Genomic DNA, 15,384 nt, shown 5'->3' on the forward strand with positions numbered 1-15,384 from the left:
GCGTCTCCATTCGTGGCGTCGTTACGGAAGTGATCAGGAACGTCGGATCGTGATACCGCCGAACGACGTGCGCGCGTGCACCTCGACGGTCTCGTCGGACGCCTCGGGCCCGGTGGCGCTCTCCAGCAGGTTGTGGACGTGCCCGAACTTGGTGTTCACGTCCAGCAGTGCGGCGGTGCCCTCGGCGATGCCGATCTCCAGGTCGCCCATCGCGGTTGCGAGCTCGACCGAGCCACGGGCCACCTCGCCGAGGCGGATGCTGCCGTTGGACGTCTTCGCGTCGACACCCGCGCCGGCCCGCTCGACGGAGATGTCGCCGTTCGCCGAGCGCACCCGCACGGCACCGGTGGCGGCGGCGATCATGGTGTCGCCGTTCGAGCTCTTGACGGCCACGGAGCCCTCGATCTCGCCGATGCGGATCTTCCCGGAACCGGTGTGGATCTCGGCGTCGCCCGCGACGCCGTCCGCGGTGACGTGACCGGCGGCGGTGTCCACACGCAACGGACCGGTCCGCTCGAGCCGGGCGTTGCCTGCGGAGGTCTTGAAGCTGAACTCCCCGAACCGGCCCGTGCCGCTGAGGTCCCCCACCTGCACCTCGCCGGACACCTGGGAACCGCTGGGCAGGTCGATGGCCACCTCCACCGACCTGGACTTGCGGGAGAAGTCGAAGGCGCGCGCCTTCGGCCCCGTGACCTGGAGCAGGCCGTTCGCGTAGTCGACGCGGATCCGCTGGGCGGCCTCCACGTCCGACTCATCGGATCCGTCGCTCGGGCGGACCTCGACGGTGGTGTCGGTCCGGTCGCTCGCCGTGATCCGCACATTCCCGACGCCCAGCTCGAGCGTGACGGAAATCGGGTCGGGTGTCTCGAAATTGGGCATGGCTGTCCCCTCATCGTGGGTCGGTGATGCGTCCCCGCAGGTCGGGGACGTGAGTGGTGGAAAGCGGTGCGGCTAGCGCACCCAGCCGGTGAGGCGCTTCTGGGTCCGTGTGCCGCTGCCGCGCTGCTCGGGACGCTGGTCGCCGTCGGAGCGCGCCACGGCGGTCGAGGCCGCACGGACCAGCCAGGCGTTGACCGAGCGCCCCTCCTTGGCGGCGGCCTCCTCGACCGCGGCCTTGAGCTGCTCCGGGAGGCGCACGTTGATCCGCGAGCTCGGGCCGTCCTCGGCGATCAGGGTGGCGCCGTCCGCCGGTGCCGGATCGACCTCGGCCGCGTCCTCGACCTGTTCGGCGGGCGGTGCGGTCACGACGAAGTGCGGATCGCGTCCGCGCAGCCGCAGCTCCACCGAACCGGGGGCCAGGTCCCGGGTGATCTCGTCCGCGGCGGCGGACAGCGCGTCCAGCAGGGTCATCCGGATCGCCGACTCGAGCGATCCGCTCAGGCGCTCGACCAACGCACGCGACTCGGCACCGCCGGCTTCGGCGAGCGTGGCGAACTCGCGTCCGAGGTTGCTCACATACGTGGTCAAATCCATGGTGCCATCATGGCACCATAGTGGTGCCAAAGCAAGTCATCATGGCTCAGAGCTGGTGCCACGTGGCACCCATGGCGGTCAGAGTCAGTTCTCGCCGCCCCTCGACACTGTCCGCCGGCGACGCGTCGATCAAGCGCACCTTCTGGTACTTCCCCGGCAGCACTCGATGCCGAAAGGCTGTTGGACACGCATCCACGCACGTCCCTACCGTGGCCGCGATGTCTGGCGCCGCCGTCGCGCGACGCCACCGGACCGTGGAGGAAGCCGCCCGTGCCGTCGCTGCCGACGTTCGCTCCCGACGATCTCGCCGCTCGCCTGAGCTCGGGCCTGCTGTCGTTCCCCGTCACCCACTTCGACGACGATCTGCAGTTCGACGAGCCTCGGTACCGCGAGCACCTCGCATGGCAAGGGAGCTTCGACGTGGCCGGCCTGTTCGCCGCGGGCGGCACCGGCGAGGGCTTCTCGCTCACCGCGGTCGAGGCCGATCGCGTCGTGCGGGCGGCCGTCGCCGAGGTCGGCGACCGGCTGCCCGTGGTCGCCCCGGCCACCGGCGGCACCGCGGGCGCAGTTGCCCAGGCCCGGGCCGCGCAGGACGCCGGGGCCGCCGGGATCCTGCTGCTGCCGCCCTACCTCACCGAGGCCCCCCAGCAGGGCCTGCTGGAGCACATCAGCGCGGTGTGCCGGGCCACCGACCTCGGCGTGATCGTCTACAGCCGGGCCAACGCGGTGCTCGACGCCACCACCGTCGCGGCCGCCGCCGACCGCAACCCGAACCTGATCGGCCTCAAGGACGGCGTGGGCGACGTCGAGCGGATGGTGCGTACCTACGCCCGGGTGGGCGACCGGTTGATCTACATCGGCGGCCTGCCCACCGCCGAGACGTTCGCGCTGCCGTTGCTGGAGCTGGGCGTGTCCACCTACTCCTCCGCGCTGTACAACTTCCTGCCGGAGTTCGCGCTCGAGTTCTTCGCCGCCGTGCGCGCTCGCGACCGGGCCACCGTGTACCGGCTGCTCAACGCGTTCGTGCTGCCCTACCTCGACATCCGCGACCGGACCCGCGGCTACGCCGTGTCGATCGTCAAGGCCGGGCTCACCGCGGTCGGGCGCGACGGCGGCCGGGTGCGGCCGCCGCTCACCGACCTGACCGAGGGCGAGCGCGCCGAGCTGACCGCGCTCGTCGGGACGGTGGCCTGAACCGTGGCCTCGACCGCCGCTGCGCCGGCCCCGCCCACCGCCCCTGCCGTGCAGGACCGCGTCGCCTCCGTCGCGCTGTCGTCGGTGCGGCTGCCGCTGCCCGCGCCGATCTCCGACGCCAAGGTGTTCACGGGTCGGCAGCGCCCGATGACCGAGGTGGCCTGGGCCGGAGCCTCGGTCGGGCGCAGCGGCGCGGCCACCCAGGCCCTGGCCGCGTTCGACGTGGCGCTGTGGGACCTCAAGGCCAAGCGCGCCGGACTGCCGCTGGCCAAACTGCTCGGTGCGCACCGCGACTCGGTGCGTTGCTACAACACCTCCGGTGGATTCCTGCACGAGCCGCTCGAGCAGGTCACGGCGAACGCCACCCGCGCGCTGGCCGAGGGCATCGGCGGCATCAAGATGAAGGTCGGGCTGCCCGACACCGCCGAGGACCTGCGCCGCGTCCGGGCCGTGCGCGAGCACCTGGGCGACGGCGTCCCGCTCATGGTCGACGCCAACCAGCAGTGGGACCGGCCGACCGCAGTCCGCGTCGGCCGGGCGCTGGAGGAACTCAGCCTGGTGTGGATCGAGGAACCCCTGGACGCCTACGACGCCGAGGGCCAGGCCCAGCTCGCCCGCGCCGGACACCCCGATCGCCGGCGGGGAGATGCTCACCAGCGTCGCCGAGCGCCACGAACTGATCCGGCACGGCGCGGTCGACGGCATCCAGCCCGACGCCCCGCGCATCGGCGGGATCACCCAGTTCCTGCGGTTGGCCGCGCTGGCCGAGCACGCCAACCTGCAGCTCGCCCCGCACTTCGCGATGGAGATCCACGTGCACCTCGCGGCGGCCTACCCGCACGAGCCGTGGCTGGAGCACTTCGACTGGCTGCACCCGCTGTTCGAGGAGCGGCTGGAGATCCGCGACGGCCGGATGCACCTGTCCGGACGCCCCGGCCTGGGTGTGACGCTGAGCGAGCAGACCCGAGCGTGGACCGTGGACCGCGCCGAGATCCCCGGTGCCCGATGAGCGAGGAGACGAACCCATGACCGACGTCGTCAGCGTCGACCCGCGGACCGGTCGGCCCGTGGAGGCCCGCCGCGTCGACGGCGTCCTGGTGCTGCCAGGGGCCGGAGATGAGCCCGCCGCGGATCACCGGGTTCACCGTCTACCCGGTCGCCGGTCGCGACAGCATGCTGCTCAACCTCAGCGGTGCCCACGCGCCCTACTTCACCCGCAACGTCCTGCTGCTGGAGGATTCGGACGGCAACATCGGCCTCGGCGAGGTGCCCGGCGGCGAGAAGATCACCACGACGCTGCGCGAGTGCGAGCCGCTCGTGACGGGCGCCCGCGTCGGCGACCACCGCGCGATCCTCAGTCGCATCCGCGCCACGTTCGACCACCGGGACGCGGGAGGCCGCGGCCTGCAGACCTTCGACCTGCGCACCACCGTGCACGCGGCCACCGCGATCGAGTCGGCGATGCTCGACCTGCTGGGCCGGCACCTGGAGCTGCCGGTGGCTGCCCTGCTCGGCGCCGGCCAGCAGCGGGAGTCGGTGCGGATGCTGGGCTATCTATTCTACATCGGCGACCGCCACCGCACCGATCTCGACCACGTCGGGGAGGAGGACTCCCCGGTCGACTGGTACCGGCTGCGCCACGAGCCTGCGGTGACCCCGGAGGCCGTGGTGCGGCTGGCCGAGGCCGCCCACGAGCGTTACGGCTTCGTCGACTTCAAGCTCAAGGGCGGGGTGATGACCGGCGAGGCGGAGGTCGCCGCGGTCACCGCCCTCAAGAGCCGCTTCCCCGACGCCCGCATCACCCTCGACCCGAACGGCGCGTGGTCGCTGGCCGAGGCGGTGTCGCTGTGCCGCGATCTGCACGACGTGCTGGCCTACGCCGAGGACCCGTGCGGCGCCGAGGACGTCTTCTCCGGCCGGGAGGTGCTGGCCGAGTTCCGCGCAGCCACCGGCCTGCGCACGGCCACGAACATGGTGGCCACCGACTGGCGCCAGCTGCGCCACGCCGTGCAGCTTCAGAGCGTCGACATCCCGCTGGCCGACCCGCACTTCTGGACGATGGAGGGCTCGGTCGGCGTCGCCCGGCTGTGCCAGGAGTTCGGGCTCACCTGGGGCTCGCACTCCAACAACCACTTCGACATCTCACTGGCCATGTTCACCCACGTCGGCGCGGCCGCTCCCGGCGAGTACACGGCGCTGGACACGCACTGGATCTGGCAGGAGGGCCGGGAGCGGCTCACCGTCGCCCCTCCCCGGATCGAGCGCGGCGCGGTCCGCGTCCCCGACCGGCCCGGTCTCGGGATCGACCCCGACCTCGACCGCATCCGCGCCGCTCACGCGCTCTACCAGGAGAAGGCGCTCGGCGGCCGGGACGACACCGCGGGGATGCAGCACCTGATGCCGGGCTGGACCTTCGACCCGAAGCGGCCCTGCCTGGTGCGCTGACCGGTGAGCGGCCTCGGGTGATGTCGACGCTTCGGCGCGCAGCCGCTTCTCCCGGCCAAGGCGGTTGTTGTCATCGGCTGCTCACGGATGCCTCGTTCGAGGTGGTGACCGCATCCGGCTCGGTGGATCGATGCGGCGCCGCGGAGCCGTCCGCGGGCCTGGACCTCGCCAGCCACAGGCCGGTCAACACGGCGGTGGCCACAGCGACGGTGCCGGCAGCGAGGAAAGCGCTGTTGAGGCCGGTCTCGAAGGAGGCGCCGCCGGATTGCCGGGCGCGGACGATGGCTCCGAGTACCGCCACGCCGAGCACCGCGCCGATCTGGCGGGTGGTGCTGCTGATGCCTGAGGCGAGGCCGCCTTCCTGCGGGCTGACTGCCTGGATGGCGGCGCCTGTCAGTGGGGACAGGGTAAGGGCGAAGCCGATGCCTGCGAGTCCCAGCCGCCACCACACGTTCCCGTAGTCGGTGTCGGCGTGCACCATGCCGAGCGCCAGCAGTCCCAGGCCGGCCAGGGCCAGGCCGGTGGTAACCACGATGCGGAAGCCGTGCCGGGCGGCGAGCCGGCCCGCGTACGGGCTGACGATCACCATGGCGAGGGATAGCGGCAGGGTCTGCAGGCCCGCGCCCAGGATTGAGCTGCCCTGGACGTGGACGAAGAACTGGGAGAAGAAGAACGACGAGCCCATGAGCGCGAACCCCACCACGACCATGGCGGTGTTGGACACGGTGAACAGGCGCTGCCGGAACAGCCGCAGCGGCAGCATGGGAGCGGAACACCGTGCTTCGACGGCGACGAAGGCGGCGAGGAGGATCGCCGCGGCGGTGAAGCTGCCCAGGATGACCGGTGAGGTCCAGCCGCGGGCACCGCCCTCGATCAGCCCGTAGGTCACCATCCCCACCGCCAGAACGGACAGCACCGTGCCCGGGATGTCGATCGCGGCGGCGCTCGGATTGCGGGACTCGCCGAGGTGGCGCAGGCCGACCAGCAGCAGGAGAACGCCGACGGGCAGATTGACCAGGAAGATGGCGGGCCAGCCGAAGGCTTGGGTCAGCACGCCGCCGGCCACGGGGCCTGCGGCCAGACCGATTCCGCTGAATCCGGCCCACAGCCCGATCGCCTTGATTCGTTCTTGCGGCACGGGATAGGCGGCGGTGAGCAGGGCGAGTGAGGCAGGGCTCAGCGCCGCGGCCCCGACGCCCTGCAGTACCCGGCCGGCGACCAGCCAGCCTAGCGAGGGCGCGAGGCTGCACAGCAGCGACGCGGCGGTGAACACCGCCACGCCGGTCAGGTACACCCGCTTGCGGCCGAACCGGTCGGCGAAGACCCCGCCGGACAGCAGCAGCATGGCGACCAGCAGTACGTACGCGTCGACGATCCATTGCAGACCGGTCAGCTGAATGTGCAGCCGGTTCTGCATGTCGGGCAGTGCCGCTCCAACGATCGTGTTGTCGAGCAGGACCATGAACTGGCCCAGGCAGGTCACCGTGAGTAGCACGGCCCGATGTGATCGCCTGCCTACGGTCGCAACCGATGCAGCCATGGGATCCCCCTCAATCGTTGGTGCGCCCAGTCACGGTCGTCGCGGGTGACGAGACACCGGAGCGCACTAAAGCAGCCCTCGACTGCGTTAGGTGACCATAGGGAGGGTCGCCTCGCAAACGCAAGCCGCAACTGCGTTAACGTGGGGGCATGAACGAGCGGCAGCCGGCTCGGCGGCCCGGCGGGCGCAGCGCCCGCGTCGGCGCGCAAGTGCACCAGGCCGTCACCGACATGATCAGCGAGCGCGGCTACGGCAACTTCACCGTCGGCGACGTTGCAGCCCGCGCGGGCGTAGCCGACAGCAGCATCTACCGCCGGTGGGGCAGCCTGGAAACCCTGCTCACCGACGTGGCGCTCACCCGCCTCAACGCGCAGTCGCCGATGCCCGACACCGGGAGCCTTGCCGGCGACCTGCGCACCTACGCGGCCCAAGTCGCCCGCGAGATCACCGGGCCCGACGGTCCGGCGGTGCTACACCTGGCCGTCGCCCTCTCGAGCAGCGGTCAGGAGGGCCTGCAGGCTGGTGCCGACCTCCGCACCGAACGCACCCGGCAACTGCAGTCCATGCTCGATCGCGCCCGCGACCGTGGCGAGCCCGCACCCGACGCGTTCGACGTGCTGGACCACATCCTGGCCCCGATGTATATCCGCGTCTTGTTCGGCATGGTCCCGCTCACCCCGGACTACATCGACGGGCTGGTCGACCGATTGCTGTGACCTCAACCGGTTCCCGCGAGGTGCTCGCCGACATACGCCTGGCCAGCTCAGGCATCCGGCCGGGACGTGCCGCCCTGTTCTCGGAGATGGCTAGGTAGCGCTGTCCGAGGTGGTCTCGGGTTTTACGTGGAGGATGTCCCGGGCCTGGTCCGCGGCGCGGGCAATGCTCTCGGAGACGAAGCCGACGAAGCGAGCGATGTTCTGCAGGCGTGCGGCGGCGGGGGAGCCGGGGCCGAGGATGCTCACGCCCTGCCGGGCGATCTCGCCGAGCTGGGCGGTGGATCGGGCGCCGGCCATCGTGGATTGGTACATGACGTCGTCGACGACGTAGCGCTCGCGGCGTCGTTCGTCGCGTTCGTGGCGCACGAGGCCCTGCTTTCGAGGAACGCGATCGCTTTGGAGACGGATGCCGGGCTGACCTGCAGGCGCCCGGCGAGTTCAGAGGCGTTAAGGCTGCCGGCATCGGTGGTGTAGAGGCCGGCCAGCGTCCGGGCCGTCATCCTGGGCAGGCCCGATTGCATGAAGACGGTGGCGAATGTGTCCTCGTTCTCGCGCACGGCTTCGGCATCGCGTCCGTGGGCCTGTGCGGCCGCTCGGGCTACGGGACACCGTGCTGGCGGGCAACACCACGGACCTGCCCGAGCCGCACGCCCACGGCTACTACCGCTACCAGGACGCCGGCCAGTGGGAGGTGGTCGACGTCTCCGGCCAGAACCTCTCCATGCTGCTCGCGGCCGGTGGCACGATCACGACCACGCAGGACCTCCACCTGTTCTTCTCCGCGCTCAACGGCGGCAAGCTCATGCCGGCCCCGCTACTGGCCGAGATGCGCAAGCCCCGTGGGCCGCTCGGCTACGGCCTCGGACTGTTCGTGCAGGACCTGGACTGCGGCGGCAGCATCTACCACCACAACGGCGGCGCCCCCGGCGGCTACGGGGCACTGATGTACAGCACACCCGGCGGCAGTAGGACCCTCACCGCCGGGCTGACCACCGGGGACGCCGCGGTCAACCCAGCGGAGGTGCTCCCGAAGGCGTTGGACACCCTGGTCAAAGAGGTGTTCTGCGGCGAGCACGCCGCGCACTGACCCCAGCGCGCGGGCTGCCGAGCACCGCGGCGGTGTAGGGACTCACGGGGCAAACCCACCTCGGGCCGCAAGGCTGCGGCGCCGTCGAGCTCGACAAGCCACCTGCATTGCCAGGTCATACTCAGATGCTAAGTTTAAAAAGCATACCTAGCGTCTCGACCTCGAGAAGAGGAACCATGTCCACCCACACCCCGCAGCTGCGTATCGACAAGCGCTCCGCCCACCGCTGGAACGTCACGTTCGACCACCCGCCGCTGAACCTCATCGACCCCGACACGATCCGTGAGCTCCTCGCGCTCGTCGGCGAGCTGGAGACCGACCCCGAGGTCCGGGTCGTCGTGTTCGACAGCGCCGACCCCGACTTCTTCCTGGCGCACTACGACATCACCTGGGACCCGGCGGACACCATCTCGATGCCAGCCGATGGACCGACCGGCATGCACCCCTGGCTGGACGTGCTGGCGCGGCTGAGCAGCGCGCCGGTCGTCAGCATCGCGAAGGTCCAGGGCCGGGCCCGCGGCGCGGGCAGTGAGTTCGTCCTCGCCTGCGACATGCGGTTCGCCAGCCGCGAGCGCGCGGTGCTCGCCCAGCTCGAGGTGGGTCTGGGTCTCGTGCCGGGCGGCGGCCCGATGCACCGCCTGCCCTACCTCGTCGGCCGCGGCCGGGCCCTCGAGATCCTGCTGGCCAGCCAGGACTTCAACGGTGAGCTCGCCGAGCGCTACGGGTACGTCAACCGCGCCGTTCCGGAGGCGGAGATCGACGAGTTCGTCGACACCCTCGCCGACCGCATCGCCTCGTTCGACAAGTCCGCGCTCGCCGAGACCAAGCACCACGTGGACGAGGTCACGCTCGCCGACTACTCACTGATGCCCGCCGCGCTGGACGAGTTCTGGCGCTCGGTGGCCCGCGAGGGTGCCCAGCGGCGCCTCGGCCAGGCGATCAAGGACGGCCTCCAGAGCCGCAACGAGGTGGAGCTCGACACGGGCCACTACCTCGCCGGCCTCGACGCGGCAAGCTCCGGGAAGTGACGTCGGTCCTTCCTCAGCACCCCTCGGGCAGACCCTGCGTGACGGCCCGAGGAGCGAGGGGCCCGCTCGCCTCCGGCAGCTCCGACCCGACGCTCCTCGGACGCGCGGGAGCTTGAATGGGGCGGGATCGTTGGGTGTTCGGCTCACTCAACGTCCTTCAGAAGAGCCGAACTTGCCGGTTGCCGGGCTCGTTACGATTCGGGTTCCTGCCGTCAGCTGGCGGGGAAGTAATGGCCGTTGTCCAGATCGGCGAGCAGGCCGGGCCGGGCGGGTTCCCAGCCGAGGGTCCGGCGGGTGATGAGGTTCGACGCCGGGTAGCTCTGCGTGACGATATTCGTGAGGAACCCGAAGTATCCCGGCGTCATCAAGGCATCGTGGGGAACGCTCACGGCGGGCAGGCCCAGGCGGCTGGCGATGGCCTCGGCGATCTCGCGGAACGGGATGGCCCCGTCCCCGACCGCGTGCCAGTATTTGCCAGCCGGCCCCTTCTCCAGCGCCAGGCGGAACAAGGTGGCGGCATCGCGGATGTGCACGGCGTTCCACAGGTTCGCGCCGTCGCCGTGGTAGCCGACGAACCCCTTTTCCTTCGCAAGCGCGGTCAGCGTGGGGAGGAAGCCGGCACGATCGGTCGTGCTGTGCGCGATGTTGGCGATCCGCACGACCGAAGACCGCACCCCCTGCTCGGCGAGGTCGACTACGGCCCTTTCCACGACGTTGCGGATCCGCAGGGTGCCTTTGTGCTCCTCGCCGGCGGGGAGGGCCGGGTCCTCCTCGGTGGCCGGCCGGCCCAGCTGCTGCCCGGGTGAGCCAATGCTCCCCGCCGTGACCAGTGGCTTTCCGCTTCCCGCCAGTGCCTCGCCGTACGCGAGCATGATCGGGAGCTCCGCAGCGGCCACGGCGTCCATCCCGCCGGAGGGCAGCAGATCCTGCCTGTGAGCAACGTGGATGACGCCATCGGAGCCCGAGGCTGCCTCCTTGAGCCCGTCGAGATCCTGAAGGTCGCCGCGACGCACCTTCGCGCCGAGCGCGGACAAGGCCGCCGCGGAAGCGTCCGACCGGGCCAGGCCGGTGACCTCGTGCCCGGCGGCGATGAGCTCGGGGATGATGTACGAACCGGAATGGCCGGTCCCCCCGGCGACGAATACACGCATCTAACTGTCCTTGTGAGGGTAGGTGCAGGGTCTTCCCGTGCCGTAAGTACTGGCGTGATGCGGCACGAGAGATAGTGGTAGGGGTTTGCTCAGCCAAGAAGGGTGATACCGAGGGAGAAATTGGTGTGCTTGACGGAGTGGTTCATGAGGCCCAGCTCCAGCAGACCGACGTTTTCCAGCGCCCGCGCCATGAACAGTGCCCCGGTGTCCCAGGGGCGCAGCCCCAGGTTCTCGACGAACGCCGACACGCGTACCTTCGCCTGCGCGTCGTCGCCGGCGATGAACACGTCCAGAGGGCGGTCCTCGGCCGGGCCGGCCGCCAGAACGTGGGAGAACACCGTGTTGAACGCCTTGACGACATGTGCGTCGTCGGGAGCCGCCTTGGCGATCTCCTGTGCGCCGGAACTGTCGTCGGGGACGACGAAGCCCTGCAGGTCGGGGGCTACGGGGTTGGTGATGTCAACGATGATCTTGCCGCGTAGTGCGTCCCCGTACTCCCTCACCACCGCCGCGGCGCTGGCGTACGGCACGGCGAGGACAACGACGTCCCCGGCGGGAGCGGTGCCGGCCGTCCCGACAGTGGCGCCACCGAGCGCAGCGGCCAATTCCTTGGCCTTGGCCGAGTCGCGGCCGATGATTTCGACTGCGTTGCCGCCGGCGAGCGCCCGGGCGGCCAGGGCGCGGGCCACGTTCCCCAGGCCGATAATGCTGATGTTGCTCATGGAGTTCCTGCTTTCTGGAGCTGGATAGGACGCTATGCCCATCCCGTCGTTGTTAACGGTTGTGTCGTCGGCGCCGTCGAATGACGCGCGAAGGGAGGGGTGCCCAATTCCCGATGTGCTCATTCTGAGCATGCACCCTCCGCTGTCGAATTCTTGTGCCGAATTCGCTCGGACCATCAGGCACCTATTCAGGTTGCCACTGGCCTGAGGGGGCGTCCAAGACTTCTTTCAGCCGTGGTGATACCCTGGAGGCATCACCAGCTGGGAGACGCCATGGATCTGGACCTGCGCAAACTGCGTTACTTCGTCGCCGTGGCCGACCAGTTGCACTTCGGCCGCGCCGCCGATGAGCTTCACATCGCACAGCCGGTGCTCAGCCGGCAGATCCGTGCGCTCGAGCAGGATCTCGGCGCCTCGCTGTTCACCAGGGATCGCCACGGCGTAGAGCTGACAGAGGCAGGCCGGCAACTGCTGGCCGACGCCGGTCCGCTGCTCGCCTCAACCCACGCGGTCCGCCGCCGGGTGTCCGCGGCCGCCAGCGGCAAGCGGCGGCTGATGGTCGGTTTCCGGGCCGGCGTTGCAGTCACCCCGGCGGCCCGTGCGTTCGAGGACCGGCACCCAGACGTGGTCGTGGACGTGCAGCGGATCGAAGGGGACGACCAGGCTGCGATGCTGCTCGACGGCCGCATCGACGTCGGCTATGTGCGGCTGCCCATCGACGAGGCCGGCCTGCGCGTCACCCCGCTGTACACCGAGCCGCGGGTAGCAGTACTGCCCGCCGGACACCGGTTTGCCGGTAAGGAGCAGGTCACCGAGGCCGACCTGGTCGGCGAACCACTGGTCTGGCACGGTGACCCGAGCACGCAGCCCACCAAGCGCCCGCTCCCCAACGCCGGGTACCCGGTGCGCGGGGTGGACGAGACGCTCGAGCACGTCGCGGCCGGACGGGGCGTCTCCTTCCTGGCCCGTTCGGCGTCCGTGTTCTACTCGCATCCGCAGGTCGTCTATGTGCCCATCCCGGATCTGGCTCCCGACCAGGTGTGCCTCGCAGTGGCGGCATCTCACACCTCGCCGGTAGTAGAGGACTTCGTCACTGCGGCCCAGTCGACGGCCGAGGTCACGGCAGAATGCGGGAACTATGAGATGTGGCAGCTTGGAGGCGATGTCGTCTCAAGGCACGCCTGAGTAGTTCGGCTGACCCCCGCTCACCGGTTACAGCCGGACGTGTTGGCTGCCCGCCTATTGGCCTTCGTTTCGGGCTGGCGTGGCCCAGATGGGCCACTCCACTGATGCTCAGCGTGGATGGTTCAGCTCACTCGGTCCAGAAGTCAAGGCCGTGCTGCCCCGCGAGGAGAGCGCCGCGGTGGAGTGGATAAACGGACGTATGCGATCAGCCGTCCGTTCGAACCGGCGGCCCGTCAGCGCCCTGGGCCGGGATGACGGCCTCGAGCTCCTGAGGCCTTCGGGGTCGCCGTCTCCCCGCCCGCTTCTGTTGCGGCCTGCAGCAGGCGGGCGGGCAGCGTAAAAGCCAGCAGATCCGGGCGAGGTGCCCGGCGGCTGGTGTCGCGAACCAGCGGGTGCAGCCGCCCGATCGGCAGCACGTCCAGCCCGGCCGCGGAGTGCCAAGTCAACTCGACACTTCCTCCCGTCGCCGGTCATCGCTGGCCGTGGCGGGGATGGCGTTGTCGATGAGGACGGCGGCGATGGCGGCGGCGGTGGGGAAGGCGTCGGCGTTGAGGACCCGGGTGCGGGCCGCGGCGCCGTCGATGAGCAGCGCGAGCTGCTCGCCGAGCTGTTCAGGGTCGGCGGCGCCGGCTTCGCGGGCGGTGTCGGCGAGTCGCGCGGCGACGGCCTTCTTGTAGTCGCGCGCGTACTGGGATGCGGGGTGCTGGGGGTCGTGGAGTTCGACGGCGGCGGCGATGTAGGGGCACAGGGGGGTGGTGGGGGGGACGTCGAAGGCGGCGAGGAGCCGTTCGCGGGGCGTGAGGTCGGTGCGGTCGAACACGCCGGACAGAACGGAGGGGTCGAACCGGCGCAGGTACTCGGCGACGAGCTCGTCCTTGCCGGTGAAGTGCTGGTAGGCCGTGCGCTTGGACACCTCGGCCGCCGCGCAAAGCTGGTCCATGCCGGTGCGGTTGATGCCCTGCTCGCGGAACAGCTGCTGAGACGCGCTGAGGATGCGCTCGCGGGCGCCCCGGCCGCGGCGGCGGCCCGTGGGGCCCTTCTCCAACTCCGTCATGGATCCACAGTACCGCCGCTAGGTAACGACCGGTGTACATAGTTGCACCCCGACCACCCGTCCAGTACCGTAAGCACACAGAGCGGTGTACATAACGCCGTCACCCCAGGTGCACACGGCACCACCGACCCAAGGAAGCGACTATGGGAAAGCTGGACGGCAAGGTAGCGGTCATCACCGGCGGCACCACCGGCATGGCGCTGGCCGGAGCGAAGCTGTTCGTCGACGAGGGAGCACACGTCTTCATCACCGGCCGCCGCAAGGACGCCCTGGACGAGGCCGTGAAGCAGATCGGCCGCAACGTCACCGGCGTCCAGGGTGACGCCGCCGACCTGGACGACCTGGACCGCCTGTACGACACCGTCAAGCGGGAGAAGGGAAGCCTCGATGTGCTGTGGGCCAGCGCCGGCGGGGGCGAGCCCGCCCCGCTCGGCGCGATCACCGAGGCCCAGTTCGACGCCTGGTTCGGGCTCAACGCGCGCGGCACCCTGTTCACCGTCCAGAAGGCCCTCCCGCTCTTCAACGACGGCGGCTCCATCCTCATGACCGGCTCCAACGCCTCCCTCGGCGCCTTCCCCGGCTGGAGCGTCTACGCCGGCAGCAAGGCCGTCCAGCAGGCCTGGGCCCGTATCTGGCTCAACGAACTCAAGGACCGCCGCATCCGCGTCAACGTCCTGACTCCCGGCCAGGTCGCCACCGCCAAGCAGGAAGAACTCTTCGACGAGGCCACCAAGCGCCAGTTCGAGTCCCTCATCCCCCGCGGCCAGATGGGCCGTCCCGAGGAGATCGCCACCGCTGCCCTCTTCCTCGCCTCCGACGACTCCAGCTACGTCAACGGCATGGAACTCGTCGCCGACGGCGGCACCACCGCCATCTGAACCGAACGACCCACAACCAGGGCAGGACATCTCATGAGCAATATCAGCATCATCGGCACCGGGAACATGGCCCGCACCATCGGCGCGCGGGCGATAGCGGGCGGCAACACCGTCGAGGTCATGGGCCGCGATCAGCCCAAGGCCGCTGACCTAGCCAAGGCTCTCGGCGGCGGCACCACGACGGGAGAATGGGGCACCGCCCCGGCCGGGGACATCGTCATCGTGGCCCTGTTGTACGACGGTGTCGTGCCGGCCGTCGCCCACTACGGAGACGCTCTCGCGGGCAAGGTCGTCGTCGACATCAGCAATCCCTTCAATTCCACGTTCGACGGGCTAGCCCACCGCGAGGAGACCTCGATCGCGCAGGAAGTCGCCAAGGCGGCCCCGGCCAGCGCCAGCGTGGTGAAGGCGTTCAACACCGTCTTCCGTCATGTCCTGGAGAAGGGTCGGCCCGACGTCTTCGTCGCTGGTGATGATGCGCAGGCCAAGGCAAGTGTGGAGGCGTTCATCGAGAGCCTCGGGCTGCGCCCGCTGGACGTCGGCGGCCTGAAAATGGCGCACTGGCTGGAAGGAGCGGGCGTGGTCACGGTGGGCCTCGCCAACCACGGGGTGGGGAACTCGGACTTCGCCCTCAGCATCACCGAACTTCCCGTCTGAGTTAACGGTTGTACGGATCACCGAACGGATTCGCCAAGCAGCGGCGGGGCGGCTGTAGGGTCTCAGCTCGCCCGACATGTTGATCATGTCTGACCTGGGGTTGCTCGGCCAGTCTCACGTGATGTCACTCGAGATCAGTCTCAGCTCCGTGTCATTTCTTCAGCCAGTGCCTTCGGATGGCCGCGATGACCTTCCGGCCGAGAGGCACGTCAGCACCATTGCAGTCGATGCCAGCGCCGGGGCGCGGCACGCCG

General features: G+C 70.0%; 16 protein-coding genes and 1 pseudogene. 10 read left to right on the forward strand and 7 right to left on the reverse strand.

Annotation, left to right across the window (positions count from 1 at the left end):
• Positions 1–33 precede the first annotated feature (33 nt).
• Positions 34–879 carry a DUF4097 family beta strand repeat-containing protein gene (locus tag AC5L35_RS08490; protein ID WP_495059003.1) on the reverse strand — a complete coding sequence of 282 codons (846 nt, stop codon included), beginning with the start codon at positions 877–879 and terminating at the stop codon, positions 34–36.
• Positions 880–951: 72 nt separating this feature from the next.
• On the reverse strand, positions 952–1,473 hold the full coding sequence (locus tag AC5L35_RS08495; protein WP_495059004.1) for a YlcI/YnfO family protein: 522 nt from the start codon (positions 1,471–1,473) through the stop codon (positions 952–954).
• 279 nt (positions 1,474–1,752) lie between these two features.
• Between AC5L35_RS08495 and kdgD the strand changes: the two genes are divergently transcribed.
• The 4 genes and pseudogenes from kdgD to AC5L35_RS08515 all read left to right on the forward strand — a co-directional run bounded on the left by kdgD (position 1,753) and on the right by AC5L35_RS08515 (position 5,112).
• Entirely contained in the window at positions 1,753–2,667 is a 915-nt protein-coding gene (gene kdgD / locus AC5L35_RS08500) for a 5-dehydro-4-deoxyglucarate dehydratase (protein WP_495059260.1), read from the forward strand.
• A gap of 147 nt (positions 2,668–2,814) precedes the next feature.
• Positions 2,815–3,228: pseudogene (locus AC5L35_RS08505) on the forward strand (enolase C-terminal domain-like protein); the annotation flags it as partial.
• A gap of 85 nt (positions 3,229–3,313) precedes the next feature.
• The gene (locus AC5L35_RS08510; protein ID WP_495059005.1) at positions 3,314–3,676 is read left to right on the forward strand and encodes an enolase C-terminal domain-like protein; all 363 of its coding nucleotides are present in this window, start codon (positions 3,314–3,316) and stop codon (positions 3,674–3,676) included.
• Between the two features lie 107 nt (positions 3,677–3,783).
• Positions 3,784–5,112 (forward strand): enolase C-terminal domain-like protein, encoded by a 1,329-nt coding sequence (locus tag AC5L35_RS08515; RefSeq protein WP_495059006.1) that lies wholly within the window; start codon positions 3,784–3,786, stop codon positions 5,110–5,112.
• A 70-nt stretch (positions 5,113–5,182) separates the two neighbouring features.
• Here AC5L35_RS08515 and AC5L35_RS08520 read toward each other — a convergent pair whose 3' ends face one another.
• Positions 5,183–6,652: an MFS transporter gene (locus AC5L35_RS08520; RefSeq protein ID WP_495059007.1), complete on the reverse strand. Its 1,470-nt coding sequence runs from the start codon at positions 6,650–6,652 to the stop codon at positions 5,183–5,185.
• Between the two features lie 149 nt (positions 6,653–6,801).
• On the opposite strand from AC5L35_RS08520, the gene AC5L35_RS08525 reads away from it, so the two are divergent.
• Positions 6,802–7,368 (forward strand): TetR/AcrR family transcriptional regulator, encoded by a 567-nt coding sequence (locus AC5L35_RS08525; protein WP_495059008.1) that lies wholly within the window; start codon positions 6,802–6,804, stop codon positions 7,366–7,368.
• 90 nt (positions 7,369–7,458) lie between these two features.
• Here AC5L35_RS08525 and AC5L35_RS08530 read toward each other — a convergent pair whose 3' ends face one another.
• Positions 7,459–7,734 carry a hypothetical protein gene (locus AC5L35_RS08530; protein ID WP_495059009.1) on the reverse strand — a complete coding sequence of 92 codons (276 nt, stop codon included), beginning with the start codon at positions 7,732–7,734 and terminating at the stop codon, positions 7,459–7,461.
• Positions 7,735–7,951: 217 nt separating this feature from the next.
• On the opposite strand from AC5L35_RS08530, the gene AC5L35_RS08535 reads away from it, so the two are divergent.
• Both AC5L35_RS08535 and AC5L35_RS08540 read left to right on the forward strand, forming a co-directional pair.
• A complete protein-coding gene (locus AC5L35_RS08535) occupies positions 7,952–8,455 on the forward strand; it encodes a serine hydrolase (protein WP_495059010.1) in 504 nt (167 codons plus the stop codon).
• 176 nt (positions 8,456–8,631) lie between these two features.
• Complete coding sequence (locus AC5L35_RS08540) at positions 8,632–9,483, forward strand: enoyl-CoA hydratase/isomerase family protein (protein WP_495059011.1); 852 nt, start codon at positions 8,632–8,634, stop codon at positions 9,481–9,483.
• A 212-nt stretch (positions 9,484–9,695) separates the two neighbouring features.
• Here the strand turns inward: AC5L35_RS08540 and AC5L35_RS08545 are convergent, their stop codons facing one another.
• The gene (locus AC5L35_RS08545; protein ID WP_495059012.1) at positions 9,696–10,634 is read right to left on the reverse strand and encodes an SDR family oxidoreductase; all 939 of its coding nucleotides are present in this window, start codon (positions 10,632–10,634) and stop codon (positions 9,696–9,698) included.
• Positions 10,635–10,723: 89 nt separating this feature from the next.
• Positions 10,724–11,356, reverse strand: a complete 633-nt coding sequence (locus tag AC5L35_RS08550; protein ID WP_495059013.1) for an NADPH-dependent F420 reductase — start codon at positions 11,354–11,356, stop codon at positions 10,724–10,726.
• A 273-nt stretch (positions 11,357–11,629) separates the two neighbouring features.
• Here AC5L35_RS08550 and AC5L35_RS08555 point away from each other — a divergent pair, with 273 nt between their 5' ends.
• The gene (locus AC5L35_RS08555) at positions 11,630–12,541 is read left to right on the forward strand and encodes a LysR family transcriptional regulator (protein WP_495059014.1); all 912 of its coding nucleotides are present in this window, start codon (positions 11,630–11,632) and stop codon (positions 12,539–12,541) included.
• A 442-nt stretch (positions 12,542–12,983) separates the two neighbouring features.
• On the opposite strand, the gene AC5L35_RS08560 is transcribed toward AC5L35_RS08555, so the two are convergent.
• Positions 12,984–13,595, reverse strand: coding sequence for a TetR/AcrR family transcriptional regulator (locus AC5L35_RS08560; protein ID WP_495059015.1), 612 nt, complete (start codon positions 13,593–13,595; stop codon positions 12,984–12,986).
• 143 nt (positions 13,596–13,738) lie between these two features.
• Between AC5L35_RS08560 and AC5L35_RS08565 the strand changes: the two genes are divergently transcribed.
• A complete protein-coding gene (locus AC5L35_RS08565; protein WP_495059016.1) occupies positions 13,739–14,473 on the forward strand; it encodes an SDR family NAD(P)-dependent oxidoreductase in 735 nt (244 codons plus the stop codon).
• 33 nt (positions 14,474–14,506) lie between these two features.
• Positions 14,507–15,130, forward strand: coding sequence for an NADPH-dependent F420 reductase (locus AC5L35_RS08570; protein ID WP_495059017.1), 624 nt, complete (start codon positions 14,507–14,509; stop codon positions 15,128–15,130).
• Positions 15,131–15,384 lie beyond the last annotated feature (254 nt).

The sequence above is a fragment of the Pseudonocardia sp. OZ21 genome (assembly GCF_059359135.1).

Excerpts from the sequence above, each read along its gene's own strand:
- AC5L35_RS08490 (WP_495059003.1), bottom strand. The coding sequence starts at position 879 with ATGCCCAATTTCGAGACACCCGACCCGATTTCCGTCACGCTCGAGCTG.
- AC5L35_RS08495 (WP_495059004.1), bottom strand. The coding sequence starts at position 1,473 with ATGGATTTGACCACGTATGTGAGCAACCTCGGACGCGAGTTCGCCACG.
- AC5L35_RS08510 (WP_495059005.1), top strand. The coding sequence starts at position 3,314 with ATGCTCACCAGCGTCGCCGAGCGCCACGAACTGATCCGGCACGGCGCG.
- AC5L35_RS08515 (WP_495059006.1), top strand. The coding sequence starts at position 3,784 with ATGAGCCCGCCGCGGATCACCGGGTTCACCGTCTACCCGGTCGCCGGT.
- AC5L35_RS08520 (WP_495059007.1), bottom strand. The coding sequence starts at position 6,652 with ATGGCTGCATCGGTTGCGACCGTAGGCAGGCGATCACATCGGGCCGTG.
- AC5L35_RS08525 (WP_495059008.1), top strand. The coding sequence starts at position 6,802 with ATGAACGAGCGGCAGCCGGCTCGGCGGCCCGGCGGGCGCAGCGCCCGC.
- AC5L35_RS08540 (WP_495059011.1), top strand. The coding sequence starts at position 8,632 with ATGTCCACCCACACCCCGCAGCTGCGTATCGACAAGCGCTCCGCCCAC.
- AC5L35_RS08545 (WP_495059012.1), bottom strand. The coding sequence starts at position 10,634 with ATGCGTGTATTCGTCGCCGGGGGGACCGGCCATTCCGGTTCGTACATC.
- AC5L35_RS08550 (WP_495059013.1), bottom strand. The coding sequence starts at position 11,356 with ATGAGCAACATCAGCATTATCGGCCTGGGGAACGTGGCCCGCGCCCTG.
- AC5L35_RS08555 (WP_495059014.1), top strand. The coding sequence starts at position 11,630 with ATGGATCTGGACCTGCGCAAACTGCGTTACTTCGTCGCCGTGGCCGAC.
- AC5L35_RS08560 (WP_495059015.1), bottom strand. The coding sequence starts at position 13,595 with ATGACGGAGTTGGAGAAGGGCCCCACGGGCCGCCGCCGCGGCCGGGGC.
- AC5L35_RS08565 (WP_495059016.1), top strand. The coding sequence starts at position 13,739 with ATGGGAAAGCTGGACGGCAAGGTAGCGGTCATCACCGGCGGCACCACC.
- AC5L35_RS08570 (WP_495059017.1), top strand. The coding sequence starts at position 14,507 with ATGAGCAATATCAGCATCATCGGCACCGGGAACATGGCCCGCACCATC.